14 protein-coding genes are annotated in these 20543 nt (G+C 70.2%); 13 read left to right on the forward strand and 1 reads right to left on the reverse strand.

The features are described from left to right. Nucleotides 1–51: 51 nt before the first annotated feature. On the reverse strand, nt 52–432 hold the full coding sequence (locus PLE19_16665; GenBank protein HPD16588.1) for a phosphoribosyl-AMP cyclohydrolase: 381 nt from the start codon (nt 430–432) through the stop codon (nt 52–54). A gap of 272 nt (nt 433–704) precedes the next feature. On the opposite strand from PLE19_16665, the gene PLE19_16670 reads away from it, so the two are divergent. From PLE19_16670 to PLE19_16730, 13 genes are all read left to right on the forward strand, one after another. After that, nucleotides 705–1670 (forward strand): RluA family pseudouridine synthase, encoded by a 966-nt coding sequence (locus PLE19_16670; protein ID HPD16589.1) that lies wholly within the window; start codon nt 705–707, stop codon nt 1668–1670. A gap of 89 nt (nt 1671–1759) precedes the next feature. Next, a complete protein-coding gene (locus PLE19_16675) occupies nt 1760–3973 on the forward strand; it encodes a protein kinase (protein HPD16590.1) in 2214 nt (737 codons plus the stop codon). 18 nt (nt 3974–3991) lie between these two features. Continuing rightward, nucleotides 3992–6598, forward strand: coding sequence for an FAD-dependent oxidoreductase (locus PLE19_16680; protein HPD16591.1), 2607 nt, complete (start codon nt 3992–3994; stop codon nt 6596–6598). Between the two features lie 233 nt (nt 6599–6831). After that, nucleotides 6832–9213, forward strand: coding sequence for a VIT domain-containing protein (locus tag PLE19_16685; GenBank protein HPD16592.1), 2382 nt, complete (start codon nt 6832–6834; stop codon nt 9211–9213). Further along, complete coding sequence (locus PLE19_16690; GenBank protein ID HPD16593.1) at nt 9210–11015, forward strand: hypothetical protein; 1806 nt, start codon at nt 9210–9212, stop codon at nt 11013–11015. The genes PLE19_16685 and PLE19_16690 overlap by 4 nt, the downstream gene beginning before the upstream one ends. Nucleotides 11016–11095: 80 nt before the next feature. Continuing rightward, nucleotides 11096–12364 (forward strand): hypothetical protein, encoded by a 1269-nt coding sequence (locus tag PLE19_16695; GenBank protein ID HPD16594.1) that lies wholly within the window; start codon nt 11096–11098, stop codon nt 12362–12364. 96 nt (nt 12365–12460) lie between these two features. Continuing rightward, complete coding sequence (locus PLE19_16700) at nt 12461–13840, forward strand: prenyltransferase/squalene oxidase repeat-containing protein (protein ID HPD16595.1); 1380 nt, start codon at nt 12461–12463, stop codon at nt 13838–13840. A 59-nt stretch (nt 13841–13899) separates the two neighbouring features. Continuing rightward, nucleotides 13900–15723 carry a mucoidy inhibitor MuiA family protein gene (locus PLE19_16705; protein ID HPD16596.1) on the forward strand — a complete coding sequence of 608 codons (1824 nt, stop codon included), beginning with the start codon at nt 13900–13902 and terminating at the stop codon, nt 15721–15723. A 75-nt stretch (nt 15724–15798) separates the two neighbouring features. Next, nucleotides 15799–16506 carry a response regulator transcription factor gene (locus PLE19_16710; GenBank protein ID HPD16597.1) on the forward strand — a complete coding sequence of 236 codons (708 nt, stop codon included), beginning with the start codon at nt 15799–15801 and terminating at the stop codon, nt 16504–16506. Next, nucleotides 16503–18278, forward strand: a complete 1776-nt coding sequence (locus PLE19_16715; protein ID HPD16598.1) for a HAMP domain-containing sensor histidine kinase — start codon at nt 16503–16505, stop codon at nt 18276–18278. The genes PLE19_16710 and PLE19_16715 overlap by 4 nt, the downstream gene beginning before the upstream one ends. Nucleotides 18279–18476: 198 nt before the next feature. After that, complete coding sequence (locus tag PLE19_16720) at nt 18477–19157, forward strand: hypothetical protein (GenBank protein ID HPD16599.1); 681 nt, start codon at nt 18477–18479, stop codon at nt 19155–19157. Between the two features lie 11 nt (nt 19158–19168). Further along, nucleotides 19169–19597 carry a hypothetical protein gene (locus PLE19_16725; GenBank protein HPD16600.1) on the forward strand — a complete coding sequence of 143 codons (429 nt, stop codon included), beginning with the start codon at nt 19169–19171 and terminating at the stop codon, nt 19595–19597. Nucleotides 19598–19608: 11 nt separating this feature from the next. Continuing rightward, nucleotides 19609–20532 carry a hypothetical protein gene (locus PLE19_16730; GenBank protein HPD16601.1) on the forward strand — a complete coding sequence of 308 codons (924 nt, stop codon included), beginning with the start codon at nt 19609–19611 and terminating at the stop codon, nt 20530–20532. The last annotated feature ends 11 nt before the right edge of the window (nt 20533–20543 follow it).

Consider the following 20543-nt stretch of genomic DNA (forward strand, 5'->3'; position numbering starts at 1 on the left):
ACCGTCACGGACTTCGCCCTCCGGCTTCCTGCCTGATGGCGAAAGTCGAGCCTAGTAGACCTTGCCCGGGTCGAACACGGGTTTGCCCTGCGCCTCCAGAGCGTCGGTGGCCTGGTTATAGCGGCGGTAGTAGCAGGTGTAGTAGCCTGCGTGGCAAGCCGCGACCTTCTGTTCCACGGCGATGGCCAGCGAGTTGCCCTCGCAGTCGGCAAACACGTCCACCACGCGCTGGGTGTGGCCCGAGGTCTCGCCCTTGAGCATGACGCGGCCCTTCGAGCGGCGAAAGACGTGGACGAGGCCCGTCGCGAGAGTCTCCTCGAGGGCGGCGCGGTTCATGTAGCACAGCGTCAGGGGCTGATGGTCCGCCGCATCGAAGATGATGGCGGGTATCAGGCCCTTGTCGTCGAAGCGAAGCTGATCGGCCAGAGGCATTCGGGTTCTCCTGGTTCGGCGGCCTGCTGCATTTTAGCACCTTGCCTGAACCCGCGCCAATCCGATATACTACTCTCGCCGCCAATCAGTTTGCAGTGGCCGCAACCAGCGTGTATCTGTTAGGGCCTCAAGCGTAGCTGCAAGCGTCCCTCTTGCGGGGGTCTCCGACAAGCGAGACGCTTGTAGACGCTTGCCGCTACACGGAAGATGTCAAACTGATTCGCGGCCAGAGCAGTAATTACACGCGGCATTGCGCCGAGGGAAAGGTTGCCATGGCCCTGATCGAACTCGAGGTGGACGACGCGTACGAGGGGATCATCGAGTTCCTCGCCACCGCGCTGCCTTCACTGCCGCTGACGCGCATCCGCCGCCTAGTGGCCCACGGCCACGCCACGGTAGGCGGCCGCCGCGTGGACCACCGCTGCGTGCCGCAGCCCGGCCAGGCCGTGGCCCTCGATGTGCCCGACACCCCCATCGTGCGCTACGAGCCGGCGCGGCTGGATTTCGATGTCCTTTATGAGGACGCGCACGTGCTGGCGATCAACAAGCCGGCCGGCGTGGGGGTGATCCCGGCGCCCGGCACGCTCGACGCCACGCTCATCAACGGCCTGCTCTGGCACGTCCAGCACGAGTCACCGTCGCCATGCCGCCGCGTGTTTGTGATCCACCGCCTCGACCGGGACACGACCGGAGTGCTTCTCGTGGGCAAGGACCTGCCGGCGGCCCGCCACCTCAGCGCGGCCTTTGAGGAACGGCGGGTCGCGAAGCGGTATCTTGCTCTGGTTCGGGGGGAAGTGGGCGAGGAGGAGGGCGAGATGGACATGCCCATCGCCGCGGCCTCGCGGGGCAAGATGCGCCTGCGGCGGCGCGAGGGGCGGCCCGCCAAGAGCCACTATCGCGTGCTCGAGCGCTTTCGAGGGTTCACCCTTGTCGAGGTGCGTCCCCTCACCGGCCGCCAGCACCAGGTGCGGCTGCATCTGGCCGGCATCGGGCACCCGCTGGCGGTGGACCCGCTGTACGGCGGCGCCGCTGCGTTGTTCCTCTCGGAGATCAAGCCCGGCTACCGCCGGAAGGAGGACCACCCCGAGCCGCCGCTGATGCCTCGCCTGACCCTGCACGCGAGCCGCCTGGAACTCACCCTCGCCGACAACACGCCGCTGGCGGTCGAGGCCCCGCTGCCTGCCGACTTCGAGCGTCTGTTACGCGCCCTGCGCAAGTACGCCGTCCGGCGGCGCTGAGCGGAGCGCGCCCGTCGCTTTCGCAGAGGTTGCGGGGGCGGCAGCGACGTGCTAGAATGCGCCGGGGAGGCTCGAGTGGAGCATCCGCATTGAAGATCGTCTGCGGCCGGTGCTCAGCCGAGGTGGAACTGCCCCGCAACGGGGAGAGCACGCAGGTTCGCTGCCCGTCCTGCGAGGCGGTGTTCGTGCTGCCCTCGCTGGCCGATGGCGAGGAACTGGTGCGTCCCGACACCTTTCCCGGCTACCGCGTGGTGGCACTGGTGGGCCACGGCGGAATGGGGGCCGTGTACCGCGCGATCCAGCTCTCGATGGACCGCGAAGTGGCCATCAAGGTGCTGTTGCGCAAGTACGCCAAAGTGCCGCGCTTCGTGGCACGCTTCACGCGCGAGGCCGAGGCCCTGGCGGCGCTGAGCCACCCGAACATCGTGGGCGTGATTGACCGCGGGTGCGTGGGCGACCGCTACTACTTCGTGATGGAGTACGTGCACGGCCGCACCCTCCGGTACCTGATCCGCAACGGCCAGGTGACCGTGCGCTCGGCCGTCGAGATGGCGATCCAGATCTGCCGCGCCCTGGAAGCCGCCCACGCCGCCGGCGTGGTGCACCGGGACATCAAGCCGGGCAACATCCTCACGCAGGAGGAGGGCGGCCTGGTGAAGGTGGCCGACTTCGGCATCGCGCACATGGTGGAGGAGGAGCCGACCGATGAGCGGCCGCGCCGCTCGCGCCTCGGCACCGCCAAGTACATGGCGCCCGAGCAGCGCGGCACCGGCGAGGCCGTGGACGCGCGGGCCGATATCTACGGGCTGGGCGTCACCCTGCACGAGATGCTCACCGGTGAGCTGCCCTCGGGCTCGCCGCCCAGCGCGGCCAATCGCCTGGTGCCGAAGGAGCTGGATGCGATCGTGGAGCGCGCCACGCGGCCCGACCGCGCGGAGCGCTTCCAGTCCGCCGCTGAGATGCGGCAGGCCCTGGAGGCGGCGCTCCAGGCCGTGAAACGCGAAGAGACCTCGGCCACCGAGGTCCTCTCCAGCGCCCTGGCCGAGCAGATCGCCTGTCCTGTCTGCCACCAGACGGTGTCGGCCGCCGAGTGGGCCTGCCCGGCCTGCCACACGACGCTCAGCGAGCCGTGCTACCGCCCAGGCTGCGAGGGCGTGAACCGGGCGGGGGCGGAGGTGTGCTCGCGGTGCGGGGGGCACCTGCGGATTCTCGAGCGCCAGCGGCGGGCCGAGCTCGAGGAACTCCTCGAGCGCGCAGAGGCCGAGGTGGCCTCGGGCGAACTGATCCGCGCAGGCCGCCTGCTCGAGGAGATCGAGGCCGACCATCACGCGGCGTTCGCCGACCTCCACGCGCGGGCGAAGGAGCTCGTACGCAGGCTGCTGGTCGCGCGCCCTGTCTCGCCGCTGCGCAGCTTCGCCTGGGGCCTGGCGGCGCTGGTGGCCGTTGGTCTGGTGGCCCTGGCCGCCTGGCGGCTGGCGAAGGCGCTGGCGCCGCCACCGGCGCCCCAGGGCGACCCGAGGCCGACCACGACCGAACTCGTGACTACGCGGGTCTCCGTGTCAACCGTGGTCCCGCCGCGACCCCCCCGCGCGGTGGTCACACCGCGCGAGGCGCTGAGAGGGTACCTGCTGGCCGTGACCGACCCTGCGTGGGCGTCCCGGGCGCCCGGGCTCCGCCTCGCGGCTGCGTGCGATGCCGCTCAGCTCATCGCGCCCGGCAAGGGCGAGGCGCAGGCCCAGGCAGCCGTCGCGCTAGCGAAGAGCCTGGCCGAACTCGACCGGGCCGTCGCGCCGGAACCCGAGGCGCTGCGTGTATGCACGGCCGCGGCTCTGGATGTGCTCATTGATGTGCTGGCCAGGGAACTGGCCCGGCAGCGCGCGGCAGCCCGTGTGCGCGCCATCGCGGCCGAGTATGCCGTGGCGGCGCGCGCCGCCAGCGACCCCGGGCGCAGGGTGGATCTGGCGGCCTCGGCCCTGCATGATCTGCTGGTGGAGGGGGAACGCCAGGGCAATGCGGCGCCGGACCTGCCGGGCCGCCTCCTGCTGCTGGAGGCCAGCCTCGATGCCGTGGCCGAGCGGCGCGTGCGCCCTGGGGCCGAGCGCGTGGTCCGGGCGGGCGACCTGCTGCTGCGGCACCTGCGGCGCGACGCCGCGAGCGCCGCGTTCCCCGAGATTCTCCAGGATGCCGACGGCAAGCTCGCGAGGGCGGAGCACTCGCAGGAGCCGCTCGTGCGAGTGGCGCTGGCCCTGGAAGCCATTGTGGAAGCCCTCGCCGCGCGGGCCGTCGCGCGCGGCGCCGAGTGAGCAAAGGAGCACGCTGCTTTGGCCTCCCTCCGCACCCGATATGTCGGGCTGGATCTCGATTGCCCCATCGTGGTGGCCTCCGCGGGGATCACCGAGACCGTCGAGCGCATGCGCCAGTGCCAGGAGAACGGCGCCGCGGCCGTGGTGATGAAGTCGTGGTTCGAGGAGGAGATCGCGCGCCAGTCGCCCACGCCGCGCTTCGCCGTGCTGCACCACGATCTCAGCCCGGCCGAGAAGACCTTCACCCTGTTCTCCTACGAGCAGGCCAGCGAATGGGACCTGGCGCGGTACGCGCAAGAGGTGGCCGACGCAAAGGCCAAGCTCTCGATCAAGATCATCCCGAGCATCAACTGCCTCACCGACGAGGGCTGGGCCCGGGCTGCGGCCGAGATGCAGGCCGCGGGCGCCGATGCCATCGAGCTGAACACGTCGTGCCCCCACGGTTCGATCACGTTTCGGGGCAGGGCCGTCGAGGAGACGATCTTCCACACGGTGGAGGTGGTGCGCAGGGCGGTGACAATCCCCGTCATCGCCAAGCTGAGCCCGATGATCACGTCGCCGCTGGGCGTAGCCCAGGGGGTGGAGGCCGCGGGCGCCAATGCCGTCACCATCTTCAACCGCATGACGGCGCTGGAGATTGACGTCCAGGAGGAGCGCCCCGTCCTTCACGGGGGCTATGGCGGGCACGGCGGGCCGTGGGCCATCCAGTACCCGTTGCGCTGGATCAGCGCCCTTCGACCGCAGCTCAAGATTGACATCGCGGGCTCGGGCGGCGTGGCCTCGTGGGAAGACGTGGTGAAGTACCTCCTGGTCGGAGCCACGGTGGTGCAGACCTGCACCGTCGTTGTGATGAACGGCTATGGCGTGCTCCGCGAACTCCGCGAGGGCCTCGAGCGCTGGATGGACAAGCGGGGCTACGGGAGCCTGGACGACTTCCGGGGCAAGGTGAACCCCCGCATCGTGGGCACACACGAGGTAGACCGCCGCAAGCACCGGCGCGCGGTCAAGCGCTATGAGGTGCTGGCGCCCTGCAAGGCGGCGTGCCCTCTGGGGGTGTCCGCCCAGTCCTACGTGCGTCTGGTGGCGGAGGGCCGCTATGAGGAGGCCGTGCGGGTCGTCCGGGCCAGCAACCCCTTCCAGTCCATCTGCGGGCGCGTGTGCTACGCGCCGTGCGAGGACGCCTGCACGCGCCGGCCTCTGGGCGGGCCGATCGCCATCCGCGCCCTCAAGCGGTTCGTGGACGAGTGGGGGCGCCGCCACCTGCCGCTGCTCCAACAGCCGCTCGCAGCCGTTCCGCCCACGGGCAGGCGGGTGGCCATCGTAGGCAGCGGCCCCGCCGGGCTCACGGCCGCCCACGATCTGGCCCTCGCCGGCCACGCGGTCACGGTGTTCGAGGCCCTGGACCAGCCGGGCGGCATGCTGCGCGTGGGCATCCCAGACTACCGCTTGCCGAAGGGCATCGTGGAGGAAGAGATCGAGGCGATCCGCCGCCTGGGCGTCGAAATCCGCACCGGCCAGGCCCTGGGGCGCGACTTCACCCTCGCCGCGCTGCGCCGGGATGGCTTTGAGGCGGTGTTGCTCGCCACGGGCGCTCACCAGGGCGGCAAGCTCGGCATTCCGGGCGACGACGCGCGTGGCGTGGTGGACGCCGTGGGCTTCCTGCGGCAGTTGAACCTGGGCAGGCGGCCCGATGTGGGCCAGCGCGTGGCCGTCGTGGGCGGGGGCAACACCACGCTGGATGCGGCGCGGTGCGCGCTGCGCCTCGGGGCCAAGGTGGCCTATGTCGTCTACCGCCGCACGCGCGCCGAGATGCCTGCGCACGAGCGCGAGATTGCCGACGCCGAGGCCGAGGGCGTGCGCATCCTCTACCTCTCCATTCCGCACAGCGTCGTGGTGGATGACGGGCGGGTGGTCGGCCTGAGGTGCGCGGCGGGCTATCTGGAGCCCCAGGCCGTCCGAGGCCGCCGCCCAAGCCAGGCCGTGGCGGGGGCCGAGTTCACGCTGGCCGTGGACATGGTGCTGGTGGCTGCCGGGCAGCGGCCCGATGGGCCGATGCTCGCCGGGGAGGGGCTTGCGGCGATGGGCGACGGGGTCGTGGTGGCCGACAAGGCCACGTGCGCTACGAGCATCGAGGGCGTGTTTGCCGCCGGCGACGCGGCGGGGCGGCCGGGCTCGGTCGTCGTGGCCTTCGCAGACGGGCGGCGGGCCGCCGCCGCCATCGAGCGTTATCTGGCCGGCGAGCCCCTCGAGCCGCCCAAGACCGAGCGCGAGCCGAAGCAGGTGGACGCGCGCCAGGCCTTTGCGCGGCACGTGGACAAGCCGGAGGAGCCCCGCGTCATCCTGCCTGTGCGCGAGGCGTCGGTGCGCGTGCTCGACTTCTCCGAGGTCGAACTTGACCTCGACGAGGAGTCGGCCCGACGCGAGGCCGCCCGCTGTCTTGCGTGCGGGTGCGGCGTCGGATGCGGCCTGTGCCAGAAGGTTTGCATCTACTCCGCCGTCAAGCAGGAGGGCGCCAGCTACGTGGTGGATGCCGAGAAGTGCGACGGCTGCGGCCTGTGCGCCGTGCGCTGCGCCAACCACGCCATCGAGCTGCTGCCCGTGGAAGTGCGAACCTCCCCAGACTGAGAGCTTCCGTGCGAGCCGGGCGCGCGAGGAGCAACCCTCAGTGAAGCGCTCCGAGGCATCGGTCGCGTCGCCGCGCCCAGGATGCGGCGTGCGAGTGCCACCCCGAACTCTCCCCTGATCACGCTGAGGGGGCGCGCGATACCTTGTTACAATGGGCTTACGATGTTCTGGCCCGTGGTGCGGTAGAATAGGCGCACGACGGCCGGTGTGGGGCTGGCCAGGGAGCGTGTCGGATGGGTGCATCGTCCCGGAGCGTGCTCGGGTGGTTGGCGGGCCTGGCGGTTGCCGCGCTGGCGCAGGCGGGCGGCGTCGCCCGCGGCGAGCCGTCCGGCGCGCGCCCGCTGGCATCGAACCTGGTGGTGCCGCAGCGCCGCGTGTTCGCCATCGGGGCGCGGCAGCCCGTGCACATGGCTGAGGTTGCCGTAGCGGTCGCCATCGTCGAGCAGGTGGCGACGACGACGATGGAGATCGCGCTGATGAACCCCGCCGGCGCCCGCCAGGAGGCCGAACTGCTCGTGCCTGTGCCGGAGGGGGCTGTCGTCCGCGGCTTCACCTTCGAGGGCGCGGGCCAGGAGGCCGCGGCCGAGCTGATGCCGAAGGACGACGCGCGCAAGGTCTTCACCGCGATCGTTTCGCGCCTCCGCGACCCTGCGCTCCTCGAGTTCGTCGGCTCCGGCGCCGTTCGCTCGAGCCTCTTCCCCTTGGAGGCCCGCAGCGCCCAGAAGGTGCGCCTGACCTACGAGACCCTGCTGCCTGCCGACGGATGCCGCGTGGACTACGTGCTGCCCCGCACCGAGTCGGTCGCATACATGATCCCCTGGAAGGTGAGGGTGGGCATCCGGTCGAGGGCGCCCGTTTCCACCGTGTATTCGCCGAGCCATAAGCTCGACGTGCGCCGCATCTCGCGTCACGAGGTGGCTGCCGAGATTGCCGCGGAATCGCAGGCGGACCCCGGCGCGTTCCGCCTGTCGTATCTCGTCGAGCACGACGGCATCGCGAGCACCCTGTTCGCCTGTCCTGAGCCGCAGGGAGGCGGCGGGTACTTCCTGCTGCTCGGCGGCCTGCCAGCGCGGCCAAGGGAGGGACGCGAGGTCCCTGCCATCCGGCGCGAGATCACGATGGTCCTCGACCGCTCGGGCTCGATGAGCGGGGCGAAGATCGCGCAGGTGCGCCAGGCGGCCTCGCAAGTCATCGCCGGCCTCGAACCGGGTGAGGCGTTCAACATTCTGGTGTATAACGAGCGGGTGGACCGCTTCGCGGACCGCGCGGTGCTGAAGTCGGGCGAGACGGAGGGCAAGGCTCGCGAGTTCCTGGACGCGGTGAAGGCGGGGGGCGGCACCAACCTGCGCGACGCGCTGGTGGACGCCCTGCGGCCGAGGCCCATCGAGGGCTTCCTGCCGATCGTGCTCTTCCTCACCGACGGCCTGCCCACCGTGGGCGAGACCTCGGAAGTGGCGATCCGGGACGCGGTTCTGAAGGCGAACCCCCACCAACGCCGGGTCTTCACCTTTGGCGTCGGCACCGACGTCAACACTGCGCTGCTCGAACGGGTGGCGCGGGAGACAAGAGGCACGTCCACGTTCGTACTGCCGAACGAGGATGTGGAGGCGAAGGTGTCCGCCGTGTTTCGAAGGCTGGCCGGCCCTGTGCTGGCCGACGCAGCGCTGGAGGTCGTTGGCCCCGACAAGACGTCAGCCCCCGGTCGGGTCCTCGACGTGATTCCAGCCAGGCTGCCCGACCTCTTCGAGGGCGATCAGCTTGTCGTGCTCGGCCGGTATGTGGGCGGCCAGCCCGTTACATTCTGCGTGAAGGGGAACTACCTGGGCGAGAAGCGCGCGTTCTCCTTCACGTTCGACCTATCGGGTGCGACAATCGGCAACGCGTTTGTGCCGCGGCTGTGGGCGAGCCGCCAGATCGCCGTGCTGGTGGACGCCATCCGCGCCCTGGGGGCCGACCTCGGCTCGCGGCGCGTCTATGCCAAGGCGCAGAATCCTCGCGTCCAGGAGATCGTCGCCGCGGTGAGCAAGGCGGCAGGCCTCTCCACGGAGGCGGATGAGGCCCGGCTGGGCGAACTGGTGCGCGAGGTGGTGCGCCTCTCCACCGAGTTCGGCGTCCTCACCGAGTACACGGCTTTTCTGGCGCGAGAGGGCACCGACCTCACCCGTCCCGAAGCCGTTGCGGGCGAGGCACGCGCCAACCTCGAAAACCGCGCGATGAACGAGCGGGTCGGTCTGGGCTCGATCAGCCAGGAGGTGAACCGCCAGGCCCAGCGCAGCCAGCTCACGCTCAACTACGCCAATGCCTACTACGACCCGAACATGGAGCGCGTGGCCCCTGCCGGAGTGCAGCAGATGAACGACCGGGCGTTCTTCCGCAGGGGCAATCGGTGGATTGACGCCCAGGCCGTCGCCGACCACAAGAAGGGCCTCAAGGCCGAGGCCACCATCGAGTTCGGCTCGCCTGAGTACTGGAGACTCGTCGAACGGCTGGCGACCGAGGGCCGCCCGGGGGCACTGGCGCTCCCGGGCGAGTTGCTGCTGCGGCTCGACGGGCGAAACGTCCTCATCACCGCGCCCGACGGCCGCGCGGCCAAGACGCAGGAGGCGACCAAATGAGAACGTGGCAGGGGCTGGTGGGCTTGCTGGTCTCCGCGGCCGCGATGGCGGCGGAGCCGCCGGCCACCGCGATGAAGGTGACCGACGTCACGGTGTTCAAGGACGGCCACGCGCTGGTGATGGCCCGGGGCGAAGCGACGCTCGACGCCGGCTGGTGCCGAACGCGCGACGTGCCGGCGCCCGTGCTCGGCACCTTCTGGGCCTTCGCCACGGCACCCGAGGCCAGGGTGGACCTTGTGCGGGCCGGCTTCGTGGACGCCGTCGAGACGGCCCCCTGCCTGAGCTTCGACCAAATGCTTCAGGCCAACAAGGGCAAAGAGGTCACCATTGTCGAGCAATTCAAGGACGCGCCGCCCACGCCGCACACAGGCATCCTGCGCGGCATCCTGGAGCACGAGGCCGAACGCGAGACCCCCGCCGCCCGCAACGCTCCCCCCGGCCGCGACCGCTGGGGCCGCTACGTGGAGGGCGGCGCCGTGCCCGAGACGCGCGAGGAGCGCGTGAAGGCCCTGGCCTCCTTCGTCATGCTCGAGACCAAGGAAGGCTTGCGGCTCATCCAGCGCGACGGCGTGCGCAGCGTCACCGTGGCGGGCAAGGACCCCGTCACCAGCTTGAGCGAGACGAAGAAGGTGCGCGAGATCGCCCTGCGGGTCAGCGTCAAGGGCAAGCCGGCGAGCGGGAAGCAGGAGGTGGGAGTCGTCTACCTTCAGAAAGGCATTCGCTGGATCCCCAGCTACCGCATCGAGCTGCTCGATGGCGGCAAGGCCAGAGTATCGCTCAGCGGCACGATCATCAACGAGCTGGCCGACCTGGACAATGCCAACGTGCGGCTGGTCGTGGGCGTGCCGAGCTTCGTGATGAAGGACACGCTCTCGCCCCTCGCCCTGCGCGAGGCGGGGCTGCACCTCAGCTCGTACTTCCAGCCGCCCAGCCCGACGGGGCGCGGCGGCGGGTTCGACTACCTGAGTAACGCCCTCATGGGGCAGCAGGCTGCGCAGGTGATGGAGGCGCCGCCGGCAGGTGGCCCAGCCGGCGGCCCCGACATCCCCGCCGAGGGCCAGCAGGAGGACCTGTTCCTCTACGCCCTCAAGGGCCTCTCGCTCCGGAAGGGCGAAAGTGCGGCGGTGGATATCCTCGAAGTCACCGTGCCCTACGAGGATGTGTATGTGTGGGAGGTGCCCTGCCTGCCCCCGATGGAGATGTGGCGCAACATTGACCGCAGCCAGCAACAGCAGCTCATGCGCGCTCTCACCGGCGCGCGGGCCATGCACCAACTCCGCCTCACGAACACCGGCGACACCCCCTGGACCACCGGCCCCGCCACCATCTTCAAGGGCGCTACAGCGCTCGGCCAGCAGCTCCTCACCTACACCTCCGTGAAGAGCAAGGTGGACGTGTCGGTGACCATTGCCACCGACCTGAACACGAAGAAAGAGGAGACAGAGACGGGACGGGTGCCCAACGCTATCAGCATTGACGGCAATCAGTATGCCAAGGTGACCGTGCAAGGCAAGTTCGCAGTGACGAACTTCAAGGACCGCGACGTCAGGGTCACGGTCCGCCGCAGCTTTCTGGGCACGGGCGTGAAGGCCTCGCACGAGGGGAAGCTGGTGGCCAGCAACCCGCTGGAGGCGAGCGCCGCCGAGATTGGCGCCGACCCGTACCCCTGGTGGTACTGGTGGAATTGGCCCTGGTGGTGGCTGCGGGCCAACGGCTTCGGCCAGGTGTCGTGGGATGTCACCGTGCCCAAGGGCAAGGCCGTCGAGCTGGAGTACGAGTACTTCTATTACTGGCGGCCATAGGACCCCGCGCGAACTTCCCGCACTCCGTGCGCGTCTAAGGAGTCAATGGACGCGTCGAAGGGCGCAGAAAGGAGGCGACGATGAACTGGCACAAGGCTCTGGGGGTGGCGGGGCTGGCCCTGGCGGTCGCCGCCGCGGGCTACCTGGGCGTGCTGGCCGAACCCACGACCACCCCGACCGTGGGCGAGGAGACCAAGACCGCGACCACGTGGGCGCCGGCTGTCAAGCCAAAGCCCCTCAGCGACAACGTCAAGAGGGGCCTCGAGTTCCTGGCCAAGACTCAGCTCAAGAACGGCGGCTGGGGCCAGGGCGAGGAGTCGCCGCAGATGGGCGGCGGCGCCCAGATGAGAGACGTGCCGAGCGTGGCCGACACGGCCGTGTGCACCCTGGCCCTCATCCGCTCGGGCAGCACGGCCAGCGAAGGCCCCTATGCCGCTCAGGTGCGCAGGGGCATCGAGTACCTCTGCGCCGAGATCGAGGAGGCCGACTCCCAGTCGCTCTTCATCACCAAGACACGCGGCACCCGGGTGCAATCGAAACTCGGGCAGTACGTGGACACGTTTCTGGGCGCCATGGTTCTCGCCGAGGTCAAGGGCAAGATGGGCGACGCGGCGGCCAACAAGCGGGTGCTCGCCGCACTTGACCGGGTGATGGACAAGATCGAGAAGAACCAGAAGAGCGACGGCACGTGGGCGAGCGACGGCTGGGCGCCGACCATCGCGCAGGCCATGGGCGCCAAGGCGCTCAACAAGGCCGCCCAGGCCGGCGTCGCGGTCAGCGAGCAGGCGCGGGCCAGGACCGAGACCTATGCGCGCGAGCAGTACGATGCGCCGACCGGCAGGTTCAAGGCCGCGGGCGACGCGGGCGTGGCCCTCTACTCGGGCGCCTCCAGCCTCACGGCCATCCAGGAGTCGGCCAACACCAATGCCGCGTTGCGAGCGGACTACGAGAGGAAGGTCCGCAGCGCCCCCACGGCGGCGGAGCGGCAGGTGGCCGCCGATACCCTCCGGCGGTTCGACGAGAATGAGAAGGCCCTCAAGGACGCCAAGACCGCCATCGTCAAGAGCCTGGATGACGAGCGGTTCATCAAGGGCTTCGGCTCCAACGGCGGCGAGGAGTTCCTCTCTTACATGAACATCGGCGAAGCCCTCGTTGTCCAGGGCGGACCCGAGTGGGAGAAGTGGGACAAGTCCATCACCGAGAACCTGAACCGCATCCAGAACGCGGACGGCTCGTGGACGGGCCACCACTGCATCACCGGCCGCACCTTCTGCACGGCGGCGGCGCTGCTGGTGCTCACGACCGATCGGGCGCCGGTGCCGGTGGCGGCGAAGATCAGGAGGCAATAGCCGCGGGCCGCGCGCGGTGAGCCTCGGGTTGTGGAGGATTCCCCCTCCCGAAAGCCTCCGGGCCTTCGGGAGGGAAGGCCATGAGATGGGGTTTGCATGGATTCACGATCTGCCAGCCTGTGGGTCGGAGTGCCTGGGCGTGTGCCGTGCCACGTTGCGCCATGTGTCTTCGCTCTGCTCGCCCTGTGGGTGGCAGGGTGCGGCTCGGATGGCTCGAGCCGCCCCGACAGCCCGCCCACCACACCCGAAGCCGCGGCCAAGAGGAAGACCAATGGCCTTGTCCAGCGGATTGACGCGTCGCTCGGCCAAGCCGCGCGCTTCCTGGTCGGCAAGCAGTCGGAGGATGGCGCCTGGCGCTCGGAGACCTATGGCTGCTTCCGCGACGGTCCGGAGCTGACGCCCCACGTCCTCTCGTGCCTCTTCTTCCTGCCTCAGGGGGGCGATTCCGTCCGTCCGGCCTTCGACAAAGGCGCCAGCTTCATGATGGGCCTCGTAACGAAGGACGGCAAGATCGATCCCGGACCGCACGGCCTCAACTTCCCCGTCTTCACGGCAGGCTCGGCCAGCCGCGTGGTGGTGCTGGAGAAGAAGGATGAGCCACACCTGCGCGCCCGTGCCGCCTGGCTCGCTTACCTGCGCGAGCGACAGCTCGTCGAGGCCAACGGCTGGCAGCTCACCGACCTGCGGTACGGCGGCTGGGGCTTCTCGATTGATGTGCCCAAGCTGCCTCACGTGGGCGGCGATGCCGGGCGATTCTATGAGTCGAACCTGGTGGCCACGCTCTTCGGCATCGCGGCCCTGCGCTCCGCCCAGGTGCCGTGGGACGACCCGGTCTACGAGAAGGCCCTGGTTTTCGTGACACGCTGCCAGAACTTCTCGGACAACCCGGCCAAGGGCGACCCCTACTACGACGACGGCGGCTTCTTCTTCATCCCCAGCGACCCCGCTCAGAACAAGGCCGGCATCGCGGGAACCGACAAGTGGGGCCGGCGCCGCTTCCACTCCTACGGCTCGATGACCGCCGATGGCCTGCGGGCGCTCCTCCGCTGCGGCGTGCCGGCCAACGCCCCGCGCGTGGTGGCCGCCCGCCGGTGGCTCGAGGTGAACTTCGCGGTGGACAAGAACCCCGGGACCTTCGCCCCCGACCGCGAGATTCTGAGGAACAGCACCTACTTCTACTACTGCTGGTCGCTGGCGCACGCCTTCGTGGCGCTGGGGACCGACGAGGCTGTGACCGAGAAGGGCAGCGTGCATTGGGCCGAGGCGCTGGCCGACGCCTTGCTCGAGCGCCAGCGGCCCGACGGCACCTGGCGCAACGTGTACACCGATGCCAAGGAGGACGACCCGCTGGTCGCAACGCCCTGGGGGGCGTCGGCCCTTGCGATCTGCCGGGGGGTGATCACCGGCGAGCACGTGGCGATCGGGCGGCCCTGTGTCACCGAAACCGCGCCGCCCAAGGCGGAGAACGGGCCTTGACCGCCGTCCAGCGGGCGCACATGATGAGCGGAGACCCGCAAGTCATTAGGAGACCTGCCATGAGGACCGGAGCGTGGCTGGGGATGGTTGTGGCGATGGCCGGCGTGATGCAGGCGGCAGCTCCGCCTGTCGAGCCGCCCGGCGTCAAGGGCAAGGTGGAGGCTGTGACGCTCTACCGCGGGCAGGCCCTGGTGACCCGCACCGTGCCCGTAGAGGGCGCGGCGGGTCGTGTCGAGCTGGTCGTGGCCGACCTGCCGCAACAGGTGCAGCCCGACAGCCTGTTTGCCGAGGGCGGCAACGGCATCGAGGTGCGCGCCGTGCGCTTCCGCCAGCGGGCCATCGGCGAAGAGCCCCGCGAGGAGGTGCGCAAGATTGACCAGGAGATCGAACTGGTCCAGGACAAGGCGGCGGCCAACAAGAAGCGCCAGGACCTGCTCACCCAACGCCTGGCCTACCTGGCGAAGCTCGATGAGTTCACCGCCGCCACGGCCAAGGCCGATCTGGCCAAGGGGGTGCTGAGCTTCGAGGCCCTGGAGAAGACGTCGCAATTCTCCTTCAAGCAGCGGGACGACGCGGTCACCGAGTCGCTCAAGCTGGACGTGGAGGCCCGCGAACTCGCCAAACAGCTCTCGCTCCTCCAGCGCCGCCGCGGCGAACTCACTGCCGGCGCGTCCCGCACCGTGTCGGAGGCGGTCATCTTCCTCGAGAAGCGCGATGCCCCTGCGGGGGTTGTGAGGCTCAGCTACCTGGTGAACGAGGCCGGCTGGAGCCCCGCCTACAACTTCCGCTCGGCCAAGGACGGCAAGACCGTGCGCGTCGAGTACAACGCCCTCATCCACCAGATGAGCGGCGAGAACTGGGACAGCGTGTCGCTCGTCCTCTCGACGGCCTCGCCGGCGCTGGCCGCGCAGGGGCCGGGGTTGGCGCCATTCCGCGTCACGCTGGCCCAGGTGCAGGACCCCCAGGCCAAGGGCGATGTGAGCACGAAGTTCAAGATGGCCCAGCAGCGCCGCTCCGAGGCCGGGGCCAAGCAGCAGGCCGCGTCGAGCCTGCGCGACAACCGCAGTTTCAACTGGGACATGAACGCGGCGGCCAACGACGCGCAATGGGCCGAGCTGGCCGCCGGCAAGGATGTGCTGGCCGTGCTTCGGGGGGAGTCGGGCGCCGTCACGGAGGGGCCGAGCATCAGCTACGCCCTCCAGGGCACGGTGAGCCTCGCCAGCCGCGCGGACCAGCAGATGCTGCGCATCGCCGACTCTGAACTGCCCAGCCGCTTCTACCACGTGGCCACGCCCGTCCTCGCCAGCTACGTCTACCGCGAGGCGGAGTTGACGAACAACGCGGTCGAGGTGCTCCTCGGCGGGCCGGTGAACGTGTACCTCGACGGCCGGTTCGTCGGCCGCGGCGAGCTGCCCACGGTCGCCCGCGGGGAGACCTTCGTCCTCGGCTTCGGCGCCGACCCGCAGCTCCGCGCCCGCCGCGAGATGGTGGACAAGACCGAAACCTTCCAGGGCGCCAACCGCGAGATCACCCTCAAGTACCGCCTCGTGCTCGAGAACTACAAGGACGAGGCCGTCAAGGTGCGGGTCCTCGACCGCATCCCGTACGCCGAGAACAAGGCCGACATTCGCGTGACCCTCGGCGAAATGGCGGAGAAGCTCAGCACCGAGCCGCTTTACCTGCGACTCGAACAGCCCAAGGGCATCCTGCGCTGGGACGTGGATGTCGCGGCGAACGCCGCCGGCGAGAAGGCGAAGACCATCGAGTACAGCTACAAGATGGAGTTCGCCCGCACCCTCGACGTCTCGACCCCTGCCCCTGCCGAGATGCAGAAGCTCCAGCGCGAGTTCGACGAGATGCAGGAGCGGCGCATGCTGCACTGAGGCCCAGGAGCCGCCCACGGCCTTCGGCTTGGAACCCGCGGGCGGCGGGAGCCTCAGGCCTTGGAGGACGCTGCCATGCCGCGACACCGCATCCTGGTCGTGGAAGACGACCCGGCAATCCGCCGGGGCGTCGTGGATGCCCTGGAGTTCGAGGGCTACGCCACGCTCCAGGCCGCCGACGGCCTCAAGGGCCAGGAGATGGCGGTGAAGTGCGCGTGCGACCTGGTTCTCCTCGACCTCGTGCTGCCCGGGAAGGACGGGCTGGACATCCTCCGCGAGGTGCGGGCCACGCGCCCCACGCTCCCCGTGATCATCATGACCGCGCGTGGGGAGGAGACCGACCGCGTTAAGGGCCTCCGTCTGGGCGCGGACGACTACGTTGTGAAACCCTTCAGCGTCCAGGAGCTGCTGGCTCGGGTGCAGGCCGTGCTGCGCCGTTCGCCCGAGCGGCCCACCGATGTGCGCGAGGTGGCCTTCCCCGGCGGGGTGGCCGACCTGGCGCGGTCCGAGGTGCGGCTCGACGCGGGCGGTCGCGCCGAGCTCTCGGCCCGAGAGGCCGAACTTCTCCGCTACCTGGCCGCGAACCGCGGCCGCGTGATCGCCCGCGAGGAAATCCTCGCACGCGTGTGGCGCATGAACCCCACCGGCGTCGAAACCCGCACCATCGACATGCACATCGCCCGCTTGCGCGAGAAGCTGCGCGACGACCCCGCTGACCCGAAGGTCATCGTCACCGTGCGCGGCAAGGGCTACCTCTTCGGGGAACCGCGGGAGGCAACATGAGGCGTCCCTGGCGCACCTGGATCGCCTTCGGTCTGGCGGCCGCCGTGCTTCTTGCGGCCATGGCGTCGGTGAGCCTCACCGCGCTGCGCCTGGACCGCGCCGAGGCCGAAGCCCGCCGGCAGGCGGCCCTCGAGGAGAACGTGCGCCTCGCACTCTGGCGCATGGACTCGCGCCTCGCGCCCCTGATCGCTCAGGAGAACGCCCGGCCCTATTTCGCTTACAGCGCCTTCTACCCTGCGGAACGGGCCTACACGCGCATGTTCGCCGAGATTGACCGGGACGAGGTGCTGCTGCCCTCGCCGCTGCTCACACAGCCCTCGGAACACGTGCGGCTGCACTTTCAGTTCGGCCCCAACGGCGCGCTCACCTCGCCCCAGGTGCCGACGGGGAACATGCGGGACCTTGCCGAGACAGGCTACGTAGCTGGGGAGCGCATAGAAGCGGCGGCCTCTCATCTCGCCGCGCTGGGCAGGTGGCTGAGTCGCAAGGCTCTTGCCGCCGCGCTGCCCTCCGAAGGGGGGCCGCCGCCCGCGCCGGATCGCAGAGTCAAGCCGGAGGACTTCAGCGTCCAGACCGCGGATGAGCAGGACGCCTGGCGCTCGGTGCAACAGGAGCTGCGAAACCTCAACGAATACCAGGCGCGCGCCCGAAGCTACGAGCAGGCTGCCAGCCAGCAGAAGAGTGTGCGTGGGACGGCCCGACGCCCCGATGCTCCCGAGGCGGTGCTGCGCCCGGTGTGGGTGGGGGACCAGCTTGTGCTGGCCCGCCGGGTGTCGGTGGATGGCCTGGAGTATCTTCAGGGCTGCTGGCTCGACTGGCCGAGCCTGGAGGCCTGGCTCGTGGAAGACATCCGCGACCTGCTGCCCGAGGGGAACCTCGAGCCGCTGACCGGGGATGCGGGAGACCCGCGGGCGCGCGTGCTGGCGTCGCTGCCCGTGCGGCTGCTGCCAGGGGAGTTGCGGACGCCGCCCCAGCCGTTCCTCACCCCGATCCGCCTGTCCCTGCTCATCGCCTGGGTCTGCATGGTCGTGGCGGGCATCGCCGTGGCCGTGCTGCTCGTGGGCGCCGTGTCGCTCAGCGAGCGGCGGGCGGCGTTCGTGTCGGCCGTCACGCATGAGTTGCGCACGCCGCTCACCACGTTCCGGCTCTACAGCGAGATGCTGGCTGAGGGAATGATCCCCGACGAGGAGAAGCGCCGGCGGTATCTCGATACTCTGTGCACCGAGGCTGAGCGCCTGAGCCACCTGGTCGAGAACGTGCTCTCTTACGCGCGCCTCGAGCGCGGAACAGGCCGCCGGCGCAGCGAGAGCGTGCCGCTGCACGAGGTCGTCGTGCGGGCGAGCGAGCGTCTGGCGCGGCGCGCCGAGCAGGCGGGCATGAGCTTGGTGCCAACGGTGGGGGAGGGCGCCGCAACGCTCTGCGTTCGGGCCGATCCGGCGGCGGTGGAGCAGATTCTCCTCAATCTGGTGGACAACGCCTGCAAGTACGCCGTGGCTGCCGGCGACAAGCGGATCCACCTGGAGGCGTCGTCGGATGGCCGCTCGGGCTTGATCCGCGTGCGCGACCACGGACCGGGGCTGTCGGCGGAAGGCCGCAAGCGCCTCTTCCGCCCCTTCGCGAAGTCGGCCCGCGAGGCGGCGCATACGAAACCGGGCGTGGGCCTCGGCCTCGCGCTCAGTCGCCGGCTGGCGCGCGACATGGGCGGCGACCTGCGCCTCGATGCCTCTGCCACCGAGGGCGCCTGCTTCGTCCTCGCGCTGCCGGGCGCGTGACCGGGCACATGGAGCTTGCGATGAGACGGCACGGACCTGGAGGGGCGAACGCGGATGCCTCTGCGCTACGGAGCCCCGGTCCGTCTCCGTCCGTGTTCGTCCGTGTGTTTGCCTCGACGGCGTGCCCGGGTCCCTCTGCGCTTGATTTCCGCCTGGAACGCTGTATATTCGAGGTAACAGGACATCAGGAGTTGCGCCATGAGCCAGAAATCCAGGGCCACCGAGCAGCCCGCCGTGAAGACCACCATCGTGGGCGGGCGCCCGCCCGGGCCGGGCAAGACCGTGGGCGCCATCCCACGCGGCATCGAGGTGCTCGTCAAGAAAGCCTCGGTGGATGCCGACTTCCGCCGGCTGCTTCTGGAGAAGCGCGCCGGGGCGGCCCGCGAGATCGAACTGACGCTCGAGCCGGCGGAAGCGATGATGCTGGACGCCGTGCCCGCGGCGCACCTTGAAGCCATCATCGCTTCGACCACGGTGGCGCCTGTGACCCGCGCCGCGTTCCTGGGCAAGGCCGCCGCCGCGATGCTCGCCGCACTCGCCGCCGGCGGCTGCGACGAGGTGCCGGCGCCCACCCGAGGCGTGCAGCCCGACCCGCCCACGACCAAGGGCATCCGTAGCGACCGCCCGCCGAAGGCCGACACGGCCGTCGCGACGCCGCCTCCGGCTCCGTCGCCCGGCGACGCGCCGCCCGCAGCCACAGGCATTCGGCCTGACCCTCCGCCCGCGAAGCCAAAGACAGCGACGTCCCCCGCTGGCGAGGCGCCCGCGGAGCCGGCCGCGCCGGCGATGCCGATGGCGGGCGCCGTGCGCCAGCCCATCCCGCGCGTCAGGACCGAGACCGCGGTTCCCACCCAGGGGATACGGCCCGACAAGCCGTGAGGAGTCACTGCATGCCTGCCGCGCCCGGTGTGGTGCCCCGTGGCATCGAGGTGCTGGTGAAGAAGGCGTCGGTGGACCCAGCCTTCCGCGCCATATTGCTGGAGCGGCGCGCCGGGGCCGCGCGCGAGATCGGCCTGGCGCTCACGCAGGCCGAGGCCGCGATGCTCGGCGCCATCCCGGCCGGCCAACTCGACGCCATCATCGCCCGCACCACCGTTGACCCGATGAGCCGCGGCGCCTTCCTCGGCAAGGCCGCGGCCCTCATGCTGGCCGCGCTGGGCGCGGGCGCCGGCTGCGACGGGTGTATCCCCGTCACCGGCATCGCTCCCGACCACCCGCGCGTGACCAAGGGCGAGCAGCCCGACCGCCCGGAGAATACCGCGCCCAAGAAGGACCCGGAGAACCCGCCGGGCGATGGCGCCCAACCGAACCGGCCTTGAGGAGATGAGCCATGACCGCCGCGAGCCCCCCTGTTCCTCGTGGCATCGAAGTGCTGGTGAAGAAGGCGTCGGTAGACGCCGAGTTCAAGTCGCTTCTCCTCGCGCGGCGCGCGGAAGCCGCTCGCGAGATCGGCCTCGAGCTCACGCAGGCCGAGACGGCGATGCTCAACGCTGTGACGGCGCCTCAGCTCGAGGCGATCATCGCCCAGACCACGGTGAGCCCGATGAGCCGGGCAGCCTTCCTCGGCAAGGCGGCGGCGGTGATGCTTGCCGCGCTGGGAGCCGACCTCGCGGCCATGGAAGGCCCTCCGCCCCCGGGAGGCATCGCCCCTGACGTCCCTGGCCCCAAGCCTACGGGCATCACCCCCGATCGCCCGCCGGGGCGCGAGCGCTTCGTGCTCTACAGCGAGTCCGACTACAAGGGCGAGGTGACCCTGGCCGTCGTGGAGCAGGAGGAGTACAACAAACGCCTGGCCGAGATCACGGCCACCAACCGCGTGATTCGCCAGGCCTACGCCGCGGCCATGAAGGCCTGGAGCGAGGATGAGGCGCGCAAGGGCACGCCCTTCCCCCTGAAGCCCGTGCTCCTCCTCCGATGCACGCGCGAGGCGACCTATAACGACCGCGACCGCGCGGAGGAGATGCTTAAGCGCCGCCAGGAGGACCTCGACCGCAAGGTGGCCCTGGCCAAGGAGGCGGAGGAGCGACGCGTCGCCGCCCTGAGCGCAGAGGCCCGCGCGAAGGAGGCCGAGAAGGCGAAGCTGGTGAAAGAAGCCGAAGCGCTCTTCGAGAAGAAGCTGGCCGAACTCCTCGCCGGGCCCAAGCCGCCGGCCACCGACCCAGTCACGCGCGGCACGCGGCCCGACCGGCCCATGAGCCTCGGCATCGAACCCGACAAGCCGGCCCCCGCGCCGGACGCGAACAGCCCGTTCTGACCGCCCACGCA

The sequence above is a fragment of the Planctomycetota bacterium genome (genome assembly GCA_035384565.1).
Taxonomy (GTDB): domain Bacteria; phylum Planctomycetota; class PUPC01; order DSUN01; family DSUN01; genus DAOOIT01.